19 protein-coding genes and 1 pseudogene are annotated in these 19,263 nt (G+C 43.9%); 9 read left to right on the top strand and 11 right to left on the bottom strand.

Going from position 1 to position 19,263, the window contains the following annotated elements; all coding sequences use genetic code 11:
- Positions 1-75 precede the first annotated feature (75 nt).
- The 3 genes from ndk (at position 76) to NF865_RS08590 (ending at position 2,420) form a co-directional block, all read left to right on the top strand.
- On the top strand, positions 76-597 hold the full coding sequence (gene ndk / locus NF865_RS08600) for a nucleoside-diphosphate kinase (protein ID WP_253304321.1): 522 nt from the start codon (positions 76-78) through the stop codon (positions 595-597).
- A 63-nt stretch (positions 598-660) separates the two neighbouring features.
- Positions 661-1,911, top strand: coding sequence for a C69 family dipeptidase (locus NF865_RS08595; protein ID WP_253304320.1), 1,251 nt, complete (start codon positions 661-663; stop codon positions 1,909-1,911).
- A 41-nt stretch (positions 1,912-1,952) separates the two neighbouring features.
- Positions 1,953-2,420 (top strand): COG2426 family protein, encoded by a 468-nt coding sequence (locus tag NF865_RS08590; protein ID WP_253305639.1) that lies wholly within the window; start codon positions 1,953-1,955, stop codon positions 2,418-2,420.
- 11 nt (positions 2,421-2,431) lie between these two features.
- Here the strand turns inward: NF865_RS08590 and NF865_RS08585 are convergent, their stop codons facing one another.
- Positions 2,432-3,757: a TldD/PmbA family protein gene (locus NF865_RS08585; protein ID WP_253304319.1), complete on the bottom strand. Its 1,326-nt coding sequence runs from the start codon at positions 3,755-3,757 to the stop codon at positions 2,432-2,434.
- Between the two features lie 5 nt (positions 3,758-3,762).
- The gene (locus NF865_RS08580; RefSeq protein WP_253304318.1) at positions 3,763-5,181 is read right to left on the bottom strand and encodes a TldD/PmbA family protein; all 1,419 of its coding nucleotides are present in this window, start codon (positions 5,179-5,181) and stop codon (positions 3,763-3,765) included.
- Between the two features lie 155 nt (positions 5,182-5,336).
- Here NF865_RS08580 and NF865_RS08575 point away from each other — a divergent pair, with 155 nt between their 5' ends.
- Both NF865_RS08575 and NF865_RS08570 read left to right on the top strand, forming a co-directional pair.
- Entirely contained in the window at positions 5,337-6,488 is a 1,152-nt protein-coding gene (locus NF865_RS08575; RefSeq protein ID WP_253304317.1) for an MFS transporter, read from the top strand.
- A gap of 133 nt (positions 6,489-6,621) precedes the next feature.
- Positions 6,622-6,774 carry a hypothetical protein gene (locus NF865_RS08570; RefSeq protein ID WP_253304316.1) on the top strand — a complete coding sequence of 51 codons (153 nt, stop codon included), beginning with the start codon at positions 6,622-6,624 and terminating at the stop codon, positions 6,772-6,774.
- Positions 6,775-6,885: 111 nt separating this feature from the next.
- Here NF865_RS08570 and NF865_RS08565 read toward each other — a convergent pair whose 3' ends face one another.
- Positions 6,886-9,009, bottom strand: a complete 2,124-nt coding sequence (locus NF865_RS08565) for a DUF4350 domain-containing protein (RefSeq protein WP_253304315.1) — start codon at positions 9,007-9,009, stop codon at positions 6,886-6,888.
- A gap of 132 nt (positions 9,010-9,141) precedes the next feature.
- Here NF865_RS08565 and NF865_RS08560 point away from each other — a divergent pair, with 132 nt between their 5' ends.
- From NF865_RS08560 to NF865_RS08550, 3 genes and pseudogenes are all read left to right on the top strand, one after another.
- Entirely contained in the window at positions 9,142-9,657 is a 516-nt protein-coding gene (locus NF865_RS08560; RefSeq protein WP_253304314.1) for a cob(I)yrinic acid a,c-diamide adenosyltransferase, read from the top strand.
- A 6-nt stretch (positions 9,658-9,663) separates the two neighbouring features.
- Positions 9,664-9,822 (top strand): annotated as a pseudogene (locus tag NF865_RS08555) (aspartate/glutamate racemase family protein); the annotation flags it as partial.
- A 43-nt stretch (positions 9,823-9,865) separates the two neighbouring features.
- On the top strand, positions 9,866-10,147 hold the full coding sequence (locus NF865_RS08550; RefSeq protein WP_253304313.1) for a hypothetical protein: 282 nt from the start codon (positions 9,866-9,868) through the stop codon (positions 10,145-10,147).
- Between the two features lie 8 nt (positions 10,148-10,155).
- Here the strand turns inward: NF865_RS08550 and NF865_RS08545 are convergent, their stop codons facing one another.
- The 8 genes from NF865_RS08545 to NF865_RS08510 all read right to left on the bottom strand — a co-directional run bounded on the left by NF865_RS08545 (position 10,156) and on the right by NF865_RS08510 (position 18,584).
- Positions 10,156-12,663: a DEAD/DEAH box helicase gene (locus NF865_RS08545; RefSeq protein WP_253304312.1), complete on the bottom strand. Its 2,508-nt coding sequence runs from the start codon at positions 12,661-12,663 to the stop codon at positions 10,156-10,158.
- Between the two features lie 5 nt (positions 12,664-12,668).
- Positions 12,669-13,151 (bottom strand): Lrp/AsnC family transcriptional regulator, encoded by a 483-nt coding sequence (locus tag NF865_RS08540; RefSeq protein ID WP_253305638.1) that lies wholly within the window; start codon positions 13,149-13,151, stop codon positions 12,669-12,671.
- A 41-nt stretch (positions 13,152-13,192) separates the two neighbouring features.
- Complete coding sequence (gene upp / locus NF865_RS08535; protein ID WP_253304311.1) at positions 13,193-13,891, bottom strand: uracil phosphoribosyltransferase; 699 nt, start codon at positions 13,889-13,891, stop codon at positions 13,193-13,195.
- 5 nt (positions 13,892-13,896) lie between these two features.
- Entirely contained in the window at positions 13,897-15,180 is a 1,284-nt protein-coding gene (locus NF865_RS08530) for a uracil-xanthine permease family protein (RefSeq protein ID WP_253304310.1), read from the bottom strand.
- Positions 15,181-15,291: 111 nt separating this feature from the next.
- Positions 15,292-15,663 (bottom strand): cupin domain-containing protein, encoded by a 372-nt coding sequence (locus NF865_RS08525; RefSeq protein WP_253305637.1) that lies wholly within the window; start codon positions 15,661-15,663, stop codon positions 15,292-15,294.
- An 83-nt stretch (positions 15,664-15,746) separates the two neighbouring features.
- Positions 15,747-15,926 carry a hypothetical protein gene (locus NF865_RS08520; RefSeq protein ID WP_253304309.1) on the bottom strand — a complete coding sequence of 60 codons (180 nt, stop codon included), beginning with the start codon at positions 15,924-15,926 and terminating at the stop codon, positions 15,747-15,749.
- A 1-nt stretch (position 15,927) separates the two neighbouring features.
- Complete coding sequence (locus tag NF865_RS08515; RefSeq protein WP_253304308.1) at positions 15,928-16,623, bottom strand: SagB/ThcOx family dehydrogenase; 696 nt, start codon at positions 16,621-16,623, stop codon at positions 15,928-15,930.
- A 56-nt stretch (positions 16,624-16,679) separates the two neighbouring features.
- Positions 16,680-18,584 (bottom strand): S16 family serine protease, encoded by a 1,905-nt coding sequence (locus NF865_RS08510; RefSeq protein WP_253304307.1) that lies wholly within the window; start codon positions 18,582-18,584, stop codon positions 16,680-16,682.
- A gap of 127 nt (positions 18,585-18,711) precedes the next feature.
- On the opposite strand from NF865_RS08510, the gene NF865_RS08505 reads away from it, so the two are divergent.
- Positions 18,712-19,254 carry a universal stress protein gene (locus NF865_RS08505; protein ID WP_253304306.1) on the top strand — a complete coding sequence of 181 codons (543 nt, stop codon included), beginning with the start codon at positions 18,712-18,714 and terminating at the stop codon, positions 19,252-19,254.
- Positions 19,255-19,263 lie beyond the last annotated feature (9 nt).

The following is a 19,263-nucleotide window of genomic DNA, read 5'->3' as shown; positions in this document are numbered from 1 at the left end:
AATGATACGGAGTTTTTCTTTTTATTTCGCAAACCTTTTTAATTGTACTCACCGTTATTCACCTTGGTGTTGCCGATGAACAAGGTAGAGAGAACTTTGGTAATTATAAAGCCCGACGCCGTTGTTAGAGGTCTTATAGGTGAAATTATAAGCAGATTCGAAAAGAAAGGCCTTAAAATAATCGGAATGAAAATGATTCACATTGACAGAGAGTTAGCTGAGAAGCACTATGAGGAACACAAGGGAAAACCCTTCTTTGAGCCTCTGATAGACTACATCACAAAAGCCCCAAGCGTCGTGATGGTTCTCGAAGGGAGATATGCGATAAGTGTCGTTAGAAAAATGTGCGGTGCAACTGACCCCAAGGATGCCGAGCCCGGAACTATAAGAGGGGACTACGGACTGGATGTTGGAGACGCTATCTACAATGTTATCCATGCCTCTGACAGCGAAGAGACCGCAAAGAGAGAGATAGCTCTATACTTCAAAGAAGATGAGCTCTTCGAGTACTGCAAGGCAGCCGAGTGGTTCTACCACTCCCACTGGGACAAAGAGAAAGGGGAATACCTCGACTCCACAAACTGCTTGAAGCCTTGAAGCGATTTCTCTTTTCTAAATTATTAAAAACTTTGGGTTCCAATTCTTTTTTAGGTGCCCGGCATGTGTGACATTCTCGTTGCAACTCCCAAAGCAACTAAGGATAAGACGATGATTTTCGCTAAGAACAGCGACAGAGATCCAAATGAGGCTCAGATTCTTGAGGTCATTCCAAGACAAAAACATGAAGAGAATAGTGTTGAATTAACGTATGTTGAGTTCCCTCAAGTTAGGGAGACCTATGCAGTAATTCTCTCGCGCCCCTGGTGGATCTGGGGAGCTGAGATGGGCGTTAACGAATTTAACCTTGCCATTGGAAACACAGCGGTTTTCACTAAAGAAAAAATCCCGGAGAAAGGCATCCTTGGAATGGACATGATAAGACTTGCCTTGGAAAGGACAAAGAGTGCAAAGGAAGCCATGGAGTTCATAATTAACATAATCGAGAGCTACGGTCAAGGAGGAAATGGGAGTTATGAGCATAAGATGCTCTACAGCAACTCGTTTATAATCGCAGATCCAAAAGAGGCTTGGGTTTTAGAAACAGCGGGTAAACACTGGGTTGCAAAGAAAGTTAAGAGCGTGTATTCCATTTCAAATGCCCTAACTATTGAAGACGATTGGGATTTAGCCTCAGATAGCGTTGAGAAGCTAGCTAAAAAATCAGATTTCAGCTTTGCAAGGTATTTTTCTGATCGGTTTTATACCCATTTTGCCCACGGAAGAGAAAGGAGAACGTTTACCTACAGGAGGCTTAAGGAGAAGGAGGGAGAGATAACGCTTGAATACATGATGGAAATCTTAAGATCCCACAGTTTTGAACCCTACTCTCCAGAAAAAGGCTCCATGAAAGACATATGTATGCACTACGGCGGATTAACAAGACCTTCGCAAACGGCATCTTCTCAAGTATCTGAGCTTGGAAAGGCCATGCACTGGTTTACTGGAACTTCACTCCCATGTTTGAGCATCTTTAAGCCGATATTTTTTGAAACTCCTCTCAAGTTGGAAGAAAGGCCCATAAACAAATACAATCCAAAGAGTTACTGGTGGCGCATGGAGAGGTTCCATAGGGTTTTCCAGACAAACTATAGGAAATACATAAGAGAATTCTCAAGACAAAGAGATGAACTCCAAAGGGAGATAATAGAGAGAGCTAGAAGATCGCAAAATAAGGGAGAGTTAGTAAAGTGGGCTTTTGAATCAGAAAAAGAGTTCGTGGAGAAATGGGAAAAGTTAATTGTCCCTGGCAGGTTGCCTTTCTTATATGGGCTGAGATGGAAAAAAGTCAACGAAAAGGCAGGTTTGAGATAAGTTTTTAACCCTTCTTCATTTTCTCTTTTCTGGTGCCTAGAATGAATGGAATGCTTGAAGTATTTTTACTCTCACTCCTTCCAACCTTTGAGGGGAGATATGCGATAGTTTATGGTATTGGGAGAGGTTACCCAATCTCAAGCACTTTAATCGTGGCATCTATTGGAGTACTGCTTCTTTCCCTGACTTTGCCTCTCCTCTTACCCCTGATAGACTGGGCAATGTTCAAACTTGAAAACACATTTCTGGGAAAGTTTGCCCGGCTCTATTTGAAATACGTTGAAAGAGTTAGAAAGAAAGCCCACCCATACGTAGAAAAGTGGGGATTTCTGGGGCTTGTGGTGTTTGTTGCAATGCCTCTCCCCGGAACCGGTATATGGACAGGAAGCTTAGCAGCCTATATCTTTGGAATAGAGAAAAGAAAGACGATCCCTGCTTTAGTTGTTGGAGGACTTTTGAGCATTTTGATAACCCTAATTCCAAGTCTGGGCTTGGTGAAAATAATTTAAAAAGAGAGAAGTCACTTAGTGGCCTTTGTTATTCCCACGTCTTTCACGAGGACATATGGCGTAAACACAGGTGTAGAGACTTCCCACCAGTGGATGTGGTGGAGCTCTCTTCCTAATGCCACAATGTTCTCGAGTATGTGCTGGAAGTTGTCGCTCACTCTTATGTTCCTTATGGGCTTGACGATTTCACCGTTCTCAATTAGGAATGCCCCATCTCTTGGTATTGTTGAGAAGTCTCCAGTAACGTAGCTCTGGAACCTTGTGTACCACACGTTAGTAATGTAAATGCCGCGCTTAACTTCACTGAAGAGCTCCTCTTTTGAGTAATCGCCTGGCTCAAGGAAGACGTTCCATGCTCTGGGCGTTAGCAAACCAGCGTTTGCAGTGGTCTCGGTCTTGTATTTCTTTGCAAAGCTCGTGTTGAGGAGGTAAGTTTTAAGCTCTCCATTCTCAATTATTGTCGTCTCTTTTGTTGGAACGCCCTCATCGTCGAATTTTCTCGTGCCGTAGGCGTTTGGCATGTTTCCGATGTCTTTAATTGTCACGTTCTCATTTGCAACTTTCTGCCCCAGCTTGCCCACCAAGAAGCTGAAACCCGCTTCAACGGAAAAGGCGGAGGCCATAAAGCTCATGTAGCCGAGAAGGTTTGCAAATGCTAGGGGATCAAAAATAACGTCAAAGGTTCCCGCTTCACCTTGAACCGGATTGACGGCCATCTTTGCAATTTCTCCAGCTTTCCTTCCTGCACTTTCTGGGTCAAACTTCTTTAGAATTCTCACAGAGTTTGTCCCGTGCCCGCTCTCTTCATCGCCTATAAATGCCCTTATGCTTATCTCTATTCCGGTGCCTTCGTCAAAAGCCTCAACGCCGTTGCTTGTAGTTAGGTAGAGTTTGTTGTGGTCTGTGTAAAGCACACCGGCAGTTCTTTTTGCGCCTTCCTCAAGTGCAGCGTTTATTGCTCTTTCAACGTATTCATTCGGCTCATCGAGCTCAACTATGGCTTTGTCGAAGGTTTCGGGGATATCCTTGTATTCAAAAGGCCCTTCAGCTATTCCGTAGTAGTCTTCCTTGGGAGCCAAGTTTTTAACGCTCTTCAGCAGTGCTTTGAGGGCATTCTCAATGGTATCTTTGTCAAGAGAGGTAAGCGTAGTAGTGCCGAGCCTTTTTTGGTATTCAACAAAGATATCAACTTTCTGTTCGTGCCAGTTCTTTGCAATCGTTATCTCGTTGTTGGCAAATCTCACCTGCCTTCTGTTTTGTTCGTGTGCCAAAACCACAACATCGCCAAATCCGAGTTCCTTTGCCTTTTTAAGGATGAATTCATTAACGTCGAACATTTTTCTCACCTCCTCAAGACGACATCCCTAAGCCTTGCATGTGCTCCTCCCATCCAAACCGGGACTCCCTGTCCAGGTTCGCCCTTTCCACATGTGCCTGGGTAGAATTCCACTTCCTTTCCTACGGCATCGACACTGCTCCAGAGACCTTTGGTGGTTATCTCAAGAATTGGTCTTCTCACGGGGTGCTTTATCTCACCGTTCTCAATGAGGTATGCCTCTCTTCCTATGTACCTCTGTTGGAATCTTCTGTCATCAATGTTCCACTCGTTAAAGCTCACCATGTAAACACCCAGCTTAACGTCTTCAATGAGTTCTTCGAAGGAATAATCTCCCGGAGCTAAGTAGGTGTTTGCCATTCTAACTATTGGCTCGCGGTTGTAGTTTAAGGCACGAGCTGCTGCGTTTGATTTCATCCCAAGATAAGCGGCATACTCTCTGTTCATGAGGAACTCGTTTATTATCCCTTCTCTGATGAGGTATCTCGGCCTTGCCTTAACGCCTTCATCATCGTAGAGGTAGAAGCCCCAGCTGTTCGGAATTGTTGGGTCTTCTATAACTGTAACGACTTCGCTTCCAATTCTCTCGCCGAGCATGTCTGGTTTGACGAAGCTCTCTCCGGCTTGAGCCGCCTCTCTTCCCATTATTCTATCGAGCTCGTATGGATGCCCAACGCTCTCATGAACGGCTATTCCAGCTACTTCGGGGCTTATGACAACGTCAACCTTTCCTTCTGGCGGCTTTTGTCCCTCCTTTATGAGCCTCTGGAGGGCTTTGACATCCTTAAGAGCCCACTCCCATGGCTTGTCTTTCTCGATGAGCTCAAGCCCACCAGAAAATGCCCTCTGGACGAAGGGAGCCTGCTCCATCTGGCCTTCTTCAAAAACGACGAGGTTGTATGTTACAGAAACCCTTGGAATAAGGCTCTCGACAAGTGCTCCCTCGTTGTTCATGAAGATTTTGTGCCACATAAAGTCGCCGTACCTTAAGAAGCGCATTGGAGTGTTAACTCCGCTATCTTTAACCGTCTCCTCAATGAGCTTAAGATATTCCATTTTTTCTTCAGCACTGATATCCCTAAAGTCTTTTTTCATTTTTACCTCGTAGAAAACTTGGTGGAAATCCTCCTCACTGAACTGTACCGGCTTTTTTCTCAACTTTGCAGCCGCTTTTGCAAGCTTTACGGCTTTTTTAACGGCTTCGCTTATGCTTTCCTTTGTCAGAACATTCGTTGAGGCAAAGCCCATCCCACCGTTTACAAGAACTCTAACACCAATGCCCCTATCGGCTATTATTCCAAGCCCCTCTGGATTGCCGTTTTTCATAACTATTTCAGTCCCGTTCTTTTCCTCGAACCTTGCCTCTGCATAACTAGCACCCAGTTCTTGGGCTTTTTCAACGGCAAATTCAACAAGCTCATGCATGCACATCACCTCGGTTTACTGCATAAAATAGTGCGCCCGGAAGTATAAAAGTCTTTTCGTTAAGATATGCATCTAAACGGTTCTCATGTGAGATTAACGGACCATACACTCCTAGAGGCAAAAAAACATATAAGGCCCATAACAAACTGTAAATTATGAAATCTAGGGACGGAACCATGGACTACGTTAACCGCTTCTACATTTCGAGTCTTCTCCACATAGCGTTTTATTCCGGGTTCTACCAGATTTACCTCCAGAGCCTCGGCCTTTCTAAGGCCCAGATCGGGCTGTTAATAGGTCTGTCTCTTATCCTCGTTGCCCTGCTTGAAGTCCCTACGGGAGTCGTTGCCGACAAGGTCTCAAAGAAGGCAAGCGTCCTTATTTCGAAGGCACTCACAATACCTAACGTGCTTGTCCTGTACCTCGCGCATTCCTTTCCAGAGGTTCTCCTCGCAACGCTCTTTGGCGCTCTTTCACTCGCGTTCCTGACCGGAGCGGAGACAGGCTGGGTTTACGAGCTTCTCAGCAGGAGCGGCAGAGCGGGTGAATATCCAAAGGTCTATGGCCGGCTCAGGTCTTTCGAGATGCTGGGCGGATTCGCCGGGACGATTGCAGGTGGATTCCTCGCTGGCTTCCTCGGCATGCGGGCGACGATACTCCTGACGGTGCCCTTCATCGTGGCGTCATTCCTCGTCCTCGCCACGATCCCAGGGGATACGGCAAAGAGCGGGCTTTCCTATGGCCTCCACCTCTGGGAAAGCCTGAAATTCATAAGAAAATCTCCCGAGGTCATGCGGCTTCTACTGTACGCCAATGTTATCGGCCTTCCTGTTACGGCATTCACAGCCTTTATGCAGCTCTACTTCTACGGTTTCCTTGCGTCAGTTATGGCGGTCTCCGCAATTTCCGCACTCCACACGGCCATCAACAGCGCCTCGTGGTTCTTCGATGCTGGAAGGTACAGGGAAGTTCTTTACCGCTATGCCTGGATAATACTCTCCTTCGTTCTTCTCCTTGCGGGGCTTAACGAGTGGTTCGGTTTTGTTGCGCTGACTCTGGGCACTTTCACCTTTGCCCAAGCATTCAAGGAGTGGCAGGGGAGGTTTCAGGCCACCGTTCCCGATGAAAAGAGGGCAACGCTTGGGTCTCTCTACTCACTTATCGCGGCGGTGACCAACGGCGTCCTAAACACCCTCCTGGGGCACCTCTTTGACTTGGTCGGCATAATGCGTGGGTTAGTTGCTGCGGCCTTGTTCTTCCTTGGAGTGGGCTTTTTGTTCTCGATTGCTGACAGGAAGCATGACTAGATCTTTTGGTCTGTCTGCCGAAACGAGTTGGACGCTTCTTTAAAGCCCACACTTGCAGTTTGTCCTTCCTAATAATCCCCGGATCGTTGGAATGTGGAACCCCTGGGGAGAAGGCTAAGAAGGAGCTTGATCCTTGAAGAAGTCCGTTGAGGAATTAAGACAGATATTAGAGCCATTTGAAGTGGCAGTTTACGTAATAGAAACTGGAGACGAAAAGGAATACTTAAAACTCAACCCGGAGAGCCGGAGGATTGCAGAGGAAACAGTCAAAAAGTTGACTACATGAGGATAAATCAAAATCCCTTCAACTGCTCAAAAACAAAAACATGTACCTCACCCTAGGTTGAAGCGAAAACAATTGGAACTAACAGAAATGCATAAAAAGGAGGAAAAGAAATCAAATTTCTCCAGCCAGCCACAGAAGAACTCCTTTAATGAAAGGCCAGTTGGTAGTTATGTATCTTCCGTAATACTCGTCACTTAAAGCTCTGCTGGATCCGTAAGCTACTATCCTTCCACTACCCACTTCAACGGCTGCTGCCACTATTGGTTTTGAGCCTTTCTCTTTTACTACCTTTCCACTGTTATCAACGGCGTAAGCACTTGAGTAGCCCCTAATAACCCATACTGCATTCCGGCTCACATCTAGAGTGTCTCCGTTGTAGTAGAGCTGCGAAGTTTCGTTAAGGAACTTTGTGACTGGATGTCCAAAGTTGAATTCACCAACTACTGGATAATACGGCCTTCCAGTATTGCGTTCTTCATCCATGAGTTCGTCATTATTGAATTTAATCCCAAATTCCTCTGTGACCCTGTTGAGACTCTTGTAGTAGACGTATCTATACCAGTCACCTGTTATAAGCAATCCTCCTCCTTCTCTGACCCAGTTTTTGATCGTTTGCGCTTCTTCTTCGGTTATATCTGCCTCTGGGTTTGTCATGATTAATATGTCGTACTTGGACAGTATTTCACTTGTCAGTGGTTTTTGATAGTTTACATCTACTAACCATCCAAGCTCTTCTTTTATCCTGTTTATCAACCCCGTGAGTCTCTTGTCATTGTAATATTGCTCATGACTTGCATCAACAAGCACTCTAACTACTTTAACCTCTATTTGGGTCTGATTCATGGTTTGGTTTGATGGCTGGGTGGTATTACTTGGGCCCGGAACTGTTTGATTTCCTAGTGTGGTAGTTTGGTTTGCCTGTTGAGCAATTAACTCTCTCACCTCTTGCAATGTAGCATTTAATACAGGCAGTATCTCCTTTATCTTTTCTTCAGTTTCTCTTGTAAGGAAATATGCCCTCCTGAGATATCTCAGAGGTACTACTGGATACTGAGTTAAATACCTCGGCTTTAGTTCAAGATACTTCGAATAGTACTCTTCAATTAGCTTAACATTCTCATTTATCTCCATTATTTTGTCCTCAATTGATCCAAAACCAACTCCATATCCTTGTAATTCTGAAAGGATGCTTGAATATTGGTTATATTGTTTCTCAAAGGCTGGCTTTAAGTCCCATGTGTACCTAAAATCATAGAACTTTAAGAGGTAGTTGGTTACTATTCTCGGATGCTCAACCACATCTACTACCGAATATTTTGTGTCATAGCCCAGAATTTCTGCCTTAATCTCATAGCTTCCAAGAGCTTGTGGCGTCCATTGGTATTGAACTGTCTTAGCTTCTCCCGCTTTGATTTCCAACGTTTTGTTTAGAACAACTACATCCTCTATCGAAAGGAGCACCGTTATATTTTCGGCAAAGACTCCTTCGTTTTTGATGTACATTTCAATTGAGACTGGAGTGCCTCTATAGGCCACATCTGGCACTGTGAGGCTTGTTATTCTCACTGAGGGAATGTACTCCTTTATATCATCCGCACTTCTAGGTTCAAGCTTAAAATTGCCAAAGGAATAGTAAACCACTCCGACGACATATTCTAGCTTCTGTCCTCTAGAAGGGTAGTATCTGTAAATGAGATCATCCACCCTCAAGGGGCCACTGCCATCATCTACTTCCCACTCACCATAACCCAAGTTCTCATCGGTCACTATTATGTTTTCCACCTTAACCAGAACACCTTCCCATTGCTCTTGGGAGACATTGCCTGTTGGGAGAGTCACGGGATCGGGAAGTGGGGCTGTCCCAATTACACTCACATAATTGCCATAGTCCTTATCTACGGAGAGTTCGGTGAGTCCATAGAATTCCTTCACATAACCCTTAACTTCGACGTAGCTTCCGATAGTTAAGTTAGCGGGCATTGAATAATCGGCAAGATACACGTAGACGCCACTCCAAGGACCAGTGCCATCCTGTATGAAGAAACCCTTAGTTCCATAAACGGCTGTAACAACTCCTCTCGTAATCACAGTTTTTCCTTTATACGGGGAGTCTCCACTTGGGTCTGTAGTATACTGGATATCGTGTATAGAGAGGTAGGGAACAGAGCCGGCAGCTGTTGCTGGAAGCATGCTCAAAAACAAAATAGCTATCAGGAGAAGTGCTTTCTTATTCATGGGATCACCTTAATAAAAGACGAGTTTCAATGTTATTAACTTTTCTTTCATGCTCACCACAATACCATGACGTCCAAGTAGTAGCGTAGCAATGCTTAAATCAAAACTGGCATAATTTACCCGGGTGGTATTATGCCAATAACAACTAAAACTGGAGACAAAGGAACAACGGGAATATTCACTGGAGAGAGAATAGCAAAATTTTCTCCAATAATCGAAGCAAACGGCGCGATAGATGAACTGGGTTCATTCTTAGGCGAAGCGAAGCATTACGTTGATGGGGAACTTAGGGAAATTCTGGAAAAAATCCAGGTTGAGCTTTATTCCATTATGGCTGAAATTGCGAGTAAAGGGGAATACAAAAAGGTTGGAGAAAAGGAGATATCCCACTTGGAGGAGCTTATCAAAAAGTTTGAAGAGGACATTAAGCTTGAGGGCTTTGTTATCCCAGGCTCGACACTGGCGAGTGCAAAGTTTGACGTATGCCGAGCAGTGACAAGAAGGGCAGAAAGAAAGGTTTCTAAGGTGGTTCTGGAATACGGCATTGCCGAAGATGCTCTAAAATATCTCAATCGCCTGAGCGACCTGCTTTTTGTAATGGCACGTTACGTTGAGCTTAAAGAGGGTAAGATCAAGTACGTAAGGTGAGCAGTTATGGAGAAGGTTATAGGAATTTTGGGTGGAATGGGTCCGCTTGCAACAGTAGATTTATTCAAGAGGATAGTCCTCAAGACCCCAGCAAAAAGGGACCAAGACCATCCAAGGATAATCATCTACAACAACCCGAAAATCCCTGACAGAACTGCTTACATCGGACTTAGACTGGTTCTTCAAGGAATGGTTTTACACCCCAAAAGTGCCTGATTATGAAGTAAGAAACTTAAGTGTAACTCAGAGGGATGATAAATACTTCCTAACTTTTGAAATTGTTGACAAAAACAACTTCACAATGCCCCTCGAAATTGAGGTAATAACATCAAAAGAAAAACTCGTTAAGAAAGTTTGGATTAAAGAGAAAGCAAAGGTAATCTTTGAACTAAAAGATAAGCCCCTGAAAATAATCCTCGATCCAAATGAATGGATAGTAAACGAGAACAAAAAATATAATATTGAAGGAATAGAGATAATAGTCGAGTAGTGGATTCTTTAATCCCTTCTTAACTTTCTTCCCTCTTCTAGCTCTCTTCTCAAAGTTCTTGCCTCGAATTCCGCTTTCTTTGCCCTAAACACCTTTGCGATTCTCTCAATAGCTTCGAGCTTCCTTATTATGCCGTCAAGCCATGTAAAGACGTCTCCCGGGTAGACCACAAGGGAATACTGTCTTCTGAAGTACTCCGCTATTTGAGTCGGATGTTTCCCCTGCCTTCTGAGCTCGATTATAAGCAATGAAACCCTCTCCATGGCGTATTCGGTGCACTCCTCTTCCTCACACATGAAGAAGTCCTGGTAAATTAAAAACAGCTTATCCTGTACGTTTGGGCTAACCTCTGGCAGAACTTTTTCAAGCTCCTCTAAAATCGAAGCAAAGCTTGGGGAAAAGATGTTGCTGCTCAGCCTTCCCCTAACGGCCTTTTCAAGCTCTCTCTGGACAACTCCGGAAAGATAAACGTTCTCAAATGGCTGCAGCTTAATCGCAATTTCCCTTGGATGCTTCTTGAAGAGGTTTTTCCTTATAAACTGAGCTTCTTTTGGCAGTAAAAAGCTCATACTAACGGCTCTTCCATAGGGTGTAACGTTTACAAGCTTGCCTCTTAATTTCACAAATTCAAACTCTTCGAGCTTTTCAAGAACTTTTTCTGCGCTTTGATTTGCACCCAAACATTTGTTTTGAACCTCCTCTACATCATCCAAATATGAAAAAATACATGAGTGGGCTAAAACCTGGTCTTGCTCCATTTCATCGCTCCACTCTACGCAAACGGGCTCTATTGGTGCTGTGAGTAGCTTAAACGCTATTTCGTCTTCAGTGCCCTCCATTTGTGCAGAATATTTCCTTCCGGGCTCGACTATGAGATAGACTTTGCCCTTCTCATGGTATAGAGGCCTTCCCGCTCTCCCCAGCATCTGGTGGAACTCCCTAACGCTAAGCCATTTGTTGCCCATTGCAAGGCTTTCGAATATTACTTGAGATGCCGGAAAATCTACTCCAGCTCCTAGGGCTGCTGTAGTTACTACCACATCGAGCATTTGGGCTTGAAACTCCATCTCAGTGAGCTTTCTTTGGTGGTAGGGCAGACCGCTGTGATACGGCTTTGCCTTCAGGCCTTTACTCGTTAAAAACGCCGCAAGCTCGTGACACCTCTTTCTTGAGAACGTGAACACTATACTCTGGCCTTTAAACCCTTGCGGGGATTTTCTCATTGTTTCGGCCTTGCACAGCTGAGCCACATAGCGCCACTTCTCGCTTTCATTTCTCGCAATTATCACATGTCTCTCTAAAGCCACAGGCCTCTCATCATAAAGGACGAGCTTTAATCCAAGCTCCTTTGCAAGTTCCTGGGGGTTGCCAATTGTTGCGCTGAGCCCTATGAACTGTGCGTTTGGATATAGCTTTCTGAGCCGTGCAATAAGACCATCGAGCCTGGCTCCCCTCTCTTCGTCGTCAAGCATGTGTATTTCATCTACAACTATGGTTCCAACGTCTCCTATTTTTCTTCCTGCCCTAAGGAGATAGTCAATGCCTTCATAAGTTCCGACGATTATATCTGCATCGATTCCGGTATCTACTACGACAAGTTCATCTTTGGTCTTTATGCGGCTCATTCCTACTCTTATGGCCACTTTAAGCCCGAGTTTTGAATACCTTCTTTTAAAGTCCTCGTACTTTTGGTTTGCCAAGGCAACAAGGGGGACAAGGAACAAAAATTTCTTGCCCTCAATGGCTTTCGGGACACCTGCAAGCTCGCCAATTAAAGTCTTTCCACTCGCTGTTGCAGAAACCACCAGTAAATTTTCTCCCTCAAGAAGACCGTTTTTTATGGCCAAACTTTGGACTGGAAGGAGCTTTGAAACGCCTTCTTCTTTTAAAACTCTCTTAAATTCCTCGGGAATGTTTATCTCGTCTATGGACAGCTCTTCACCTTTAATGTGTTTTGGCTCAAGTTCGTCCCACTTCGTAACGTCTGGGTTCTTTGTTGGGTCAAAACGGGGATCAAAAATAGCCATTACTTTGTCCAAATCTCTAAACCGTTCGAGGAGTTTCTTTGCTTGATCAAACATCCCAAGACTTCTAAACCTGTAGCGGAGCTCATTCTTCAGCTCTTCCTCTGCACAACTCTCGCAGATAAATTCGTGGTGGTATCTTATTCTGTTTCCTTCGGTTAGCACAGTTATTTTTCCATTTAACAAACAGAGTCTGCAAAGCCCTGCTTTCTCTACTTTCTTGTTTTGAAGCCTGATTTTAAAATACTCCTTCCATTCCTCTGCGTCAGAAGTTAAAACAATTCTCGCAGTTTTAAGCATCTTTTCAATCTCTTTTGGATTTTGGTATTTGCTTCCTTCCAAGACCTTGAAAAGTCTTTTATCTCTCATTATCAGCCTGAAAATTCTCTCAGCTTTTAAATTTTGGATCTGAGAAAGCTTTTCGGGTTCATTTTCAATGTAGAATGCCTCAAGCTCATTATCTTTCCTTCCCTTTCTGATAACAAAGAGCATCTTTATCATCTCCTTTGTGAGCCTTTGGAAATCTGGACGCCGTTGTCTTTTATAACATCGAGGATTATGGCGACCCTCCATCGCCTGAGGTTTTTACGCAGGTATCTTTGAGAAAGGAATCTTAAAAAGCTTTTCAATTCGTCCATGTTCCTGAAGTTAGCTCTTATCATTATCTGAAATTCACCGGTCTTTCTATAAATGCCCAAGACGTTTTCGAGCTTTCCTATCTCTTGGAGAGCTCTCTCAGCTTGGGGATCGTCAGCTAAAAGCTCAAGTTCTATTAAAGTCTGTAGGTATTCGTCAAGAAAAGCGGGCTCCACAAGAGCAGAATAACCTTTTATCGCCCCAAGACGCTCGAGTTTATCCACTCTATTCTTTATACTTGCCACAGATAGCCCGAGCTTCTTGCTAAGCTCTGTAAAGGTAATCCTGCCGTTCTTTCTAAGCTCCACCAGAATTTTTTTGTCTATCTCATCTACGTCTACCATTTCAATCAAAAAATATTAGAAGGGGAATATTTAAATTTTCGCTACTCTATTGGGTGCACCTGGGGCAAATTCGAAAGCTTTATTGGTGCTCCAAATGCCCTGTCGCCGGCGTCTCCAAGGCCTGGGAGTATATATCCCTTGTCGTTGAGCTCCCTGTCTATTTTTGTTACGAATATCTCAACATCTGGGAATCTTTCCTTTATTCTACTAATTCCTTCTGGAGCTGCGAGAACGCCCAGCACGATCAGTCTCTTTGGAGTGCCATACTTTTTGACCTCTTCGATAACTCTCACCAAAGTTGATCCAGTGGCTATCATGGGATCGGCTATGATTACCGTATCTTCCGGTGTTATCTGGGGGATTTTGACGTAGTTCATCTCTATTTCAAATTTTGGAGGTTTTCCTCTTGACGCAGAGACTATTCCAATTCTAGCATGCTCAAACACCTTCACGAGCCCTTCCATTAGGGGCACTGCTGCTCTAAGGACAGTTACTATAACCACGTTTCTTCTGTCCTTAACTATTATCCCTTCAGTTTCCTCTAGGGGTGTCTCGACCTTCACTTTCTCTGTTTCCATTGTTTTGATTATTTCATAGCCCATGAATCTCCCGAGTTTCACAAGCCCTTTTCTAAAGGCTATGGAGTCCGTTTCCTTATCTCTGAGCTCTGTTAAAATTTCCATTAAGTAGGGAGAGTCATCAAAGGAGTAAACACCCTTCCATCTTTTGTCCTCTATCATCTTTATCACCTCAACAATTGATCAAGCAAAATGGCCGTTAACGCCCCAACGGCCATTCCTGATTCCAAAATGCTCCCCACAATTTTTGGAAAGTGTTCAATGAATTCCGGAGGCAATTGGGGAGCTCCGAGCCCCACAATCAGAGCACTTGCAATTATAAGCATATTTCTGTCGTTTAGCTCTACTTTTTCCTTTATTAATCTAAGCCCTGTAACACTTATCATGCCATAGAGGGCTATCGTAAGCCCCCCAAGTACCGGCTGAGGAAGGGAAGCCAAAATACCGGAAAACTTTGGAATCATCGCCAGGACTATTAATATAACTCCTCCCATCTGCACCGCTTGCCTGCTCGCAACCTTTGTTAAGGCCACTAATCCTATGTTCTCGGAATAGCTTGTTGTACCGCAGGCTCCTAGAAATCCGGCAATTGAACATGCAAGCCCTTCGCTCATGATTCCCCGGTTGATGTTCCTGTTTGTTATTGGAGCTTCAGCTATTGCAGAAATTGCATGGTAATCTCCAACGCTCTCTATTATGCTTACAATAAATGCGAACAGCAAGGTTATTATAGCAGAGGCTTCAAAGACCGGAGTGCCCCATGGTAGAGGTTTTGGGAGGTTGAATAATGGTAATTCCTTGACCAAACTGGTGTCTGCCATTCCGAGTGGAATGCTGATGAGATACCCAACTGTTGCACCCACTATTACGGGCATTGCCCTCAAAGAGCCTTTCCCCTTGAGTGCAACGTAGACAGTTGTTGAGAAGGTCACAAGTGCAATGAAGAAAGCCTTTGGTATTGTTGCACCGCTTGGATCGGCAAAGAAGTTGAAGGTGTACTTTACCGCAACATGCGCCAGAGAGAAGCCTATAAGCATTATTGTAACCCCCGTAACTACCGGGGAGAAGAGTCTTTTAACTTTTCCAACAACTCCAAATGCGCCTATTGCGGCTTCGATTAGACCTCCCACTATCAAGGCTCCTTCCACTGCTGCTAACCCCAAGCTCTTTCCTATACTAATGAGGCCCGGAATGAATGCAAAGCTGGAACCCTGAACTATTGGGTACCTAGATCCTATCGTGGTTTGAAGGAGAGTCGCTATTCCCATTGCCAGAAGAACCACTTGAATTAATAGTGCTATCTCTCTCTGCTCAAGTCCAATTGCCGTTCCCACGACAAGAGGCACTGTAACCGTTGCTCCAAACATTGCAAGGACGTGCTGGAATCCTAAAAGAACAGCCCTCTTTGATTCAACTTTTTCCTCTATTCCAACTTTAATTCCGTTTGCCATTAAAGCCCGCTCGAGCTATGTTTGAATGGATTTAAAAAATTTTCGGATTTGGTGCTATCTTCATATCAATGTTGAATAGGAAATTAAAAAAAGTTGACATTAAAATGAAAATCACTCGCCCATTTCTTCCGGCGGTATAGCGCCTTCCTTTACTGGAATTAGGCATAAGAACTCAAGGGTTTCTGAATCTGGGTTTTCATATCCATGTGGCTCATTTGGAGGGATGTAGAGAAAGCTGCCTGGCATGACTTTCACTGTTTTCCTTCCGTTTGTTATGTATCCCTCTCCCTTTATGATGAATATCTCATGCTCCCAATCGTGTTGGTGGATTGGTATTTTTCCGCCTTTTCTAATAACAAAATATCTCATTGCAAAGTTTTTGGCTCCTACCTTCGGGGAGATGAGCCATCTTATTGTTGTGTTCTCAACTCCTTCCATTGTAACTTCTTTTTCTTCTACGTCTTTGTAGTGTCCAACAAACATTTTTATCACCATAAAATGTGGGGATGAGAGATTAATAAGTTTATCTTTTTTGGGCAGGAGGAGCCCTTCCGAAAGGGGGTAGTTCACCTGACCACCCATATTGTCCAGACCATAAAGAGGTAAGCGAGTATGCTTATCAGTACATGTATCTTTATCCATAACTGCCTCTTTTTGGAGAGAAATATGAAAGCACCGCTGAGCATTGAAAGCGTCATAAGTCCAAAGGTTACGTATCCGAGGGTGTAATGGTCTAAAGTTACCATGCTAAATCCTCCCCACGGGGAAGATATAGAGTGGAGCTCCATTCGTTCCAATGATTTTTGCCACTTCTTCATCATAAAATGCTCCAACAGCTACTGTTCCCAAATTCAAAGCCGTAGCCTGGAGATATATATTCTGTCCTATATGCCCTGCCTCCATGTGGACGTATCTAATTCCCCTTTCTCCGTAGTATTTGGTTGTCCTTTCGTAAAAGGCAACCAGCACAATATCAACAGCGGCTTTTCCTACCCAATTTTGGTTCAATGCCGCTTTTTGAAGCTCCTTCCTAAAGTCTCCCTCTTTGATCATTGTTAAACTATGTTCAAAGGGGTCGTAGTGATATATCCCCGGCTTCAAACCCTCCACATTTCCAACCACAACAAAAATCTCAAATGGATAGGTTGCTCCAGCACTTGGAGCTACCCGCTTGTTGTCGTGGGTTATTCCTTGACACGCCCATAATAGTTGAGCGAGTTCCTTTATAGTGAGGGGCTGATTTTTATATGTTCTGATGCTTTTTCTCTTCGCAATAGCCTCTTCTACACTCATTTCTCCTTCCAATCTTGGTTCTGGTAGAAGAATTTTCTCTCCAGAGTACATGAGTTCCCCTCCTCTAGGAAAATAAGGTTTTAGGAATAAGACAACTGACGACACCACTACAAGAACCACAATGAAGATTGAAATCTTTCGATAGTTCATGAATGTTAATAAGTTTTTGTAATATTTTAGAGTTTCGTAGGAAAAAAGAGAAAGGCTTAAGTCTTTCTTCCAGCTATAAAGCCTAGAAGGAGGCCAATTACAAGGGTGCCGGCTATTAAGGGTATTGGATATCCATTAGTTTCCTGTTGAACTGGAGAGGTGGTGTTTTGAGGTACCGTTTGGTTTGTAAGCGGCGTAGTGAGGGGGATGAGAGGCTCTTCTGTTATCTTTGGTGGAGTCGTTGTGCTTAAGAATACCGTCGAGGTTTCTTTTACATACTGGTAGAACACCATTGCAGTCTGAATGTTTTCTAAACCGCCCTGCTTTTCATAACTTTGGGCAAATTCATAGTAAGCCAAACTTAGGAGGGGGTAGATACCTTCTTTTTGAGCTATTGCAATAGCGACTTTGGCGTCTTCCTTCATTCTCTGAAGCTTGTCCATAAGCACAGTCTCATTGTCAATTCCCAGGGTATCTAAGATTATCTCAGCTCTTATCCTAGCTTCCATTGCCGAAAAAATAGCCGCCGAATATTTGCCGTCCTGGTAGTATTCCTCCCCTTCGTTCATCAAGTTCACGAGATCCTGAAGGTTTGCCTCCCCAAACATTGAGGTTATGTATGTTATTATGAGCCTCGAATTATCTAGGTATTCCCTTGCGGTGTCTTTTAGGTTATCTCTCTCAATTATCTCTCCTTTTGCATATCTTTCTCCTAAAGATGCCCAGAATCTCGCTGTTTGTATTCTCTCGTATGCGAAGGCAGCATTACTTATTGCATCCCAGTAATTTCCAGCGTAATAGGATGACCAAGCATCTTTCAAAAGGGACTTTGCCTGTTCAACTCTCTCTTCACTCGCAGCAACTGCTTGGAGCATCGTTATTCCTTTTATCGTAAGATTTGAGACATAGTTCTCGGTGTCCTTTATTTCGTCATCAACCTTTTTCAGCAGATTCTCTAAATCGGCCTCGTTTTTCACATCTAAATACCAGTCCACATGTCTTATAGCGATCCTCGCCTGAAAGTCAAGGCTTAGGGCTGTGTAATACATGCCTTCATCTAAGTTCTTTTTGGCTTCGTCTAGCTTGTCTTTGGCTTCATTTAGAGCATTTTTAAGATAGGAATATGTTGTATAACTGACATCGCTGTTTTTGAGCTTATTCTCAACCTGGTTGTAGTAATCTAGGGTCTCATCATAATCCTTTAGCGCATCGTCCTTTAGGAAAGAGGTGTCAACTTTCAAATCTGCCGGTACTGATGGTTTCTCTATCTTCTTTCCCGTGAAATAGTAAACGGCCTCATATATATCCCTAATCTCCTTAACTTCAAGACCCCATCTCTCTTTTGCGTATTCAACCACGTCAACTTTCTCGGACTTGCTTGTTATTTGCACTATTGGGCCTATTTGCTTTTGCTCCGTCTTTTGGACTATCTGTATTCTCTGACCTTCAGGAATTAAGAAGAGCTTTGCCCCGACACTATGAGCAGCTGAGGCTTTCTCCAAAATTCCCCCCACTGGCCCGATGCTTCCATCGGGATTTATCATACCCGTCATCATTACGTCTTTTCTTATTTCCCATCCCTCTAAAGCGGCTATTATGCCGACGGTCATGGTTCCCCCAGCGGAAGGACCTCCAATAATTGGAGCATCGGACTTTACTTGAATAAAAACATCGTATTTGCTTATGTCTACGCCAAGAACTTTCCCAGCTACCTGAGCTGCTAATCTTGCCGATGCCTGCATATCCACTTCTGCCAGTGGCCAAGTTTCCACATACACGTGCCCATTTCCTGGAGCAACTGTGATCACAAAATCCGTTGCTACACCTATTAGTTCGCCGCTTGATGTTCTCGATACCGCTGGAGCTTTTAGGACAACGGTGTTTCCCTTCTCTGGACATTGAGCATTCGCAAGGGGCAAGAGCAAAAGGATCAACGCCAGCGTTGAGAGCATTTTTTTCATATCCTCACCTCCGATGGTTTAGTTCCCTGTGCTCTTTAATATCTCTTGTGGTTCATGATTCCAAAAATTGGAAGTCTAAACCAAAGTTTTTTTAAGCTTATCATCAAAACGGTTAAGGGGAGACAATATGGGCCTGTATTCCTCTTTCATTGGCCGAAAGTTTAAGCATATAGCCGGAAAAAAATATGAGGACATAATAAAGCACTATAGGGAGTTTCTTTTAACTGAGGAGGAAAGACAAATCCCTGAAATTCGCTCCATATTGATGCCACTTGACAGGTATGTTAAGAACATTCCCACAGAGTTGTATGAAACAATAAGTGCCTATGACGCAAGGATTTTGCTTGTTTACATTCTGGATTCCCAAGTATTTGAACTTGTGCGTCAAACACTTAGTCCGGAAGCAAGTGAGGAATTCAGGCGAAGGGAGGAGATAATGGGGGAAGAATTGCTTAACAACGTAGCGAAAAAGCTCGAGAGCTATGGTCTGAGGGTGCAAAGACGTATATTCTTTGGAAACAAGAGCGATGATGTAATAAGGATGGCTGGGAATTATGACATGCTAGCAATTTCGAGAAACTACGGCGCCGAGATCACAAAAACCTCTCCTCTCAGCCCTTTGGTTCTTAAGATAATTCAGCATTTGGAAATTCCGGTAATAGTCTATTAGGAGGTGTCC

The sequence above is a fragment of the Thermococcus aggregans genome, from assembly GCF_024022995.1.
GTDB classification, from domain to species: Archaea; Methanobacteriota_B; Thermococci; order Thermococcales; family Thermococcaceae; genus Thermococcus_A; species Thermococcus_A aggregans.
The sequence above is the reverse complement of the archived record's forward strand: the minus strand, read 5'-3'. Positions and strand labels throughout refer to the sequence as shown.

What these genes read in the sequence shown, in the direction of transcription:
- ndk (WP_253304321.1), top strand. Translation starts at nt 76, where the DNA reads ATGAACAAGGTAGAGAGAACTTTGGTAATTATAAAGCCCGACGCCGTT.
- NF865_RS08595 (WP_253304320.1), top strand. Translation starts at nt 661, where the DNA reads ATGTGTGACATTCTCGTTGCAACTCCCAAAGCAACTAAGGATAAGACG.
- NF865_RS08590 (WP_253305639.1), top strand. Translation starts at nt 1,953, where the DNA reads ATGAATGGAATGCTTGAAGTATTTTTACTCTCACTCCTTCCAACCTTT.
- NF865_RS08585 (WP_253304319.1), bottom strand. Translation starts at nt 3,757, where the DNA reads ATGTTCGACGTTAATGAATTCATCCTTAAAAAGGCAAAGGAACTCGGA.
- NF865_RS08580 (WP_253304318.1), bottom strand. Translation starts at nt 5,181, where the DNA reads ATGCATGAGCTTGTTGAATTTGCCGTTGAAAAAGCCCAAGAACTGGGT.
- NF865_RS08575 (WP_253304317.1), top strand. Translation starts at nt 5,337, where the DNA reads ATGAAATCTAGGGACGGAACCATGGACTACGTTAACCGCTTCTACATT.
- NF865_RS08565 (WP_253304315.1), bottom strand. Translation starts at nt 9,009, where the DNA reads ATGAATAAGAAAGCACTTCTCCTGATAGCTATTTTGTTTTTGAGCATG.
- NF865_RS08560 (WP_253304314.1), top strand. Translation starts at nt 9,142, where the DNA reads ATGCCAATAACAACTAAAACTGGAGACAAAGGAACAACGGGAATATTC.
- NF865_RS08545 (WP_253304312.1), bottom strand. Translation starts at nt 12,663, where the DNA reads ATGCTCTTTGTTATCAGAAAGGGAAGGAAAGATAATGAGCTTGAGGCA.
- NF865_RS08540 (WP_253305638.1), bottom strand. Translation starts at nt 13,151, where the DNA reads ATGGTAGACGTAGATGAGATAGACAAAAAAATTCTGGTGGAGCTTAGA.
- upp (WP_253304311.1), bottom strand. Translation starts at nt 13,891, where the DNA reads ATGATAGAGGACAAAAGATGGAAGGGTGTTTACTCCTTTGATGACTCT.
- NF865_RS08530 (WP_253304310.1), bottom strand. Translation starts at nt 15,180, where the DNA reads ATGGCAAACGGAATTAAAGTTGGAATAGAGGAAAAAGTTGAATCAAAG.
- NF865_RS08525 (WP_253305637.1), bottom strand. Translation starts at nt 15,663, where the DNA reads ATGTTTGTTGGACACTACAAAGACGTAGAAGAAAAAGAAGTTACAATG.
- NF865_RS08520 (WP_253304309.1), bottom strand. Translation starts at nt 15,926, where the DNA reads ATGGTAACTTTAGACCATTACACCCTCGGATACGTAACCTTTGGACTT.
- NF865_RS08515 (WP_253304308.1), bottom strand. Translation starts at nt 16,623, where the DNA reads ATGAACTATCGAAAGATTTCAATCTTCATTGTGGTTCTTGTAGTGGTG.
- NF865_RS08510 (WP_253304307.1), bottom strand. Translation starts at nt 18,584, where the DNA reads ATGAAAAAAATGCTCTCAACGCTGGCGTTGATCCTTTTGCTCTTGCCC.
- NF865_RS08505 (WP_253304306.1), top strand. Translation starts at nt 18,712, where the DNA reads ATGGGCCTGTATTCCTCTTTCATTGGCCGAAAGTTTAAGCATATAGCC.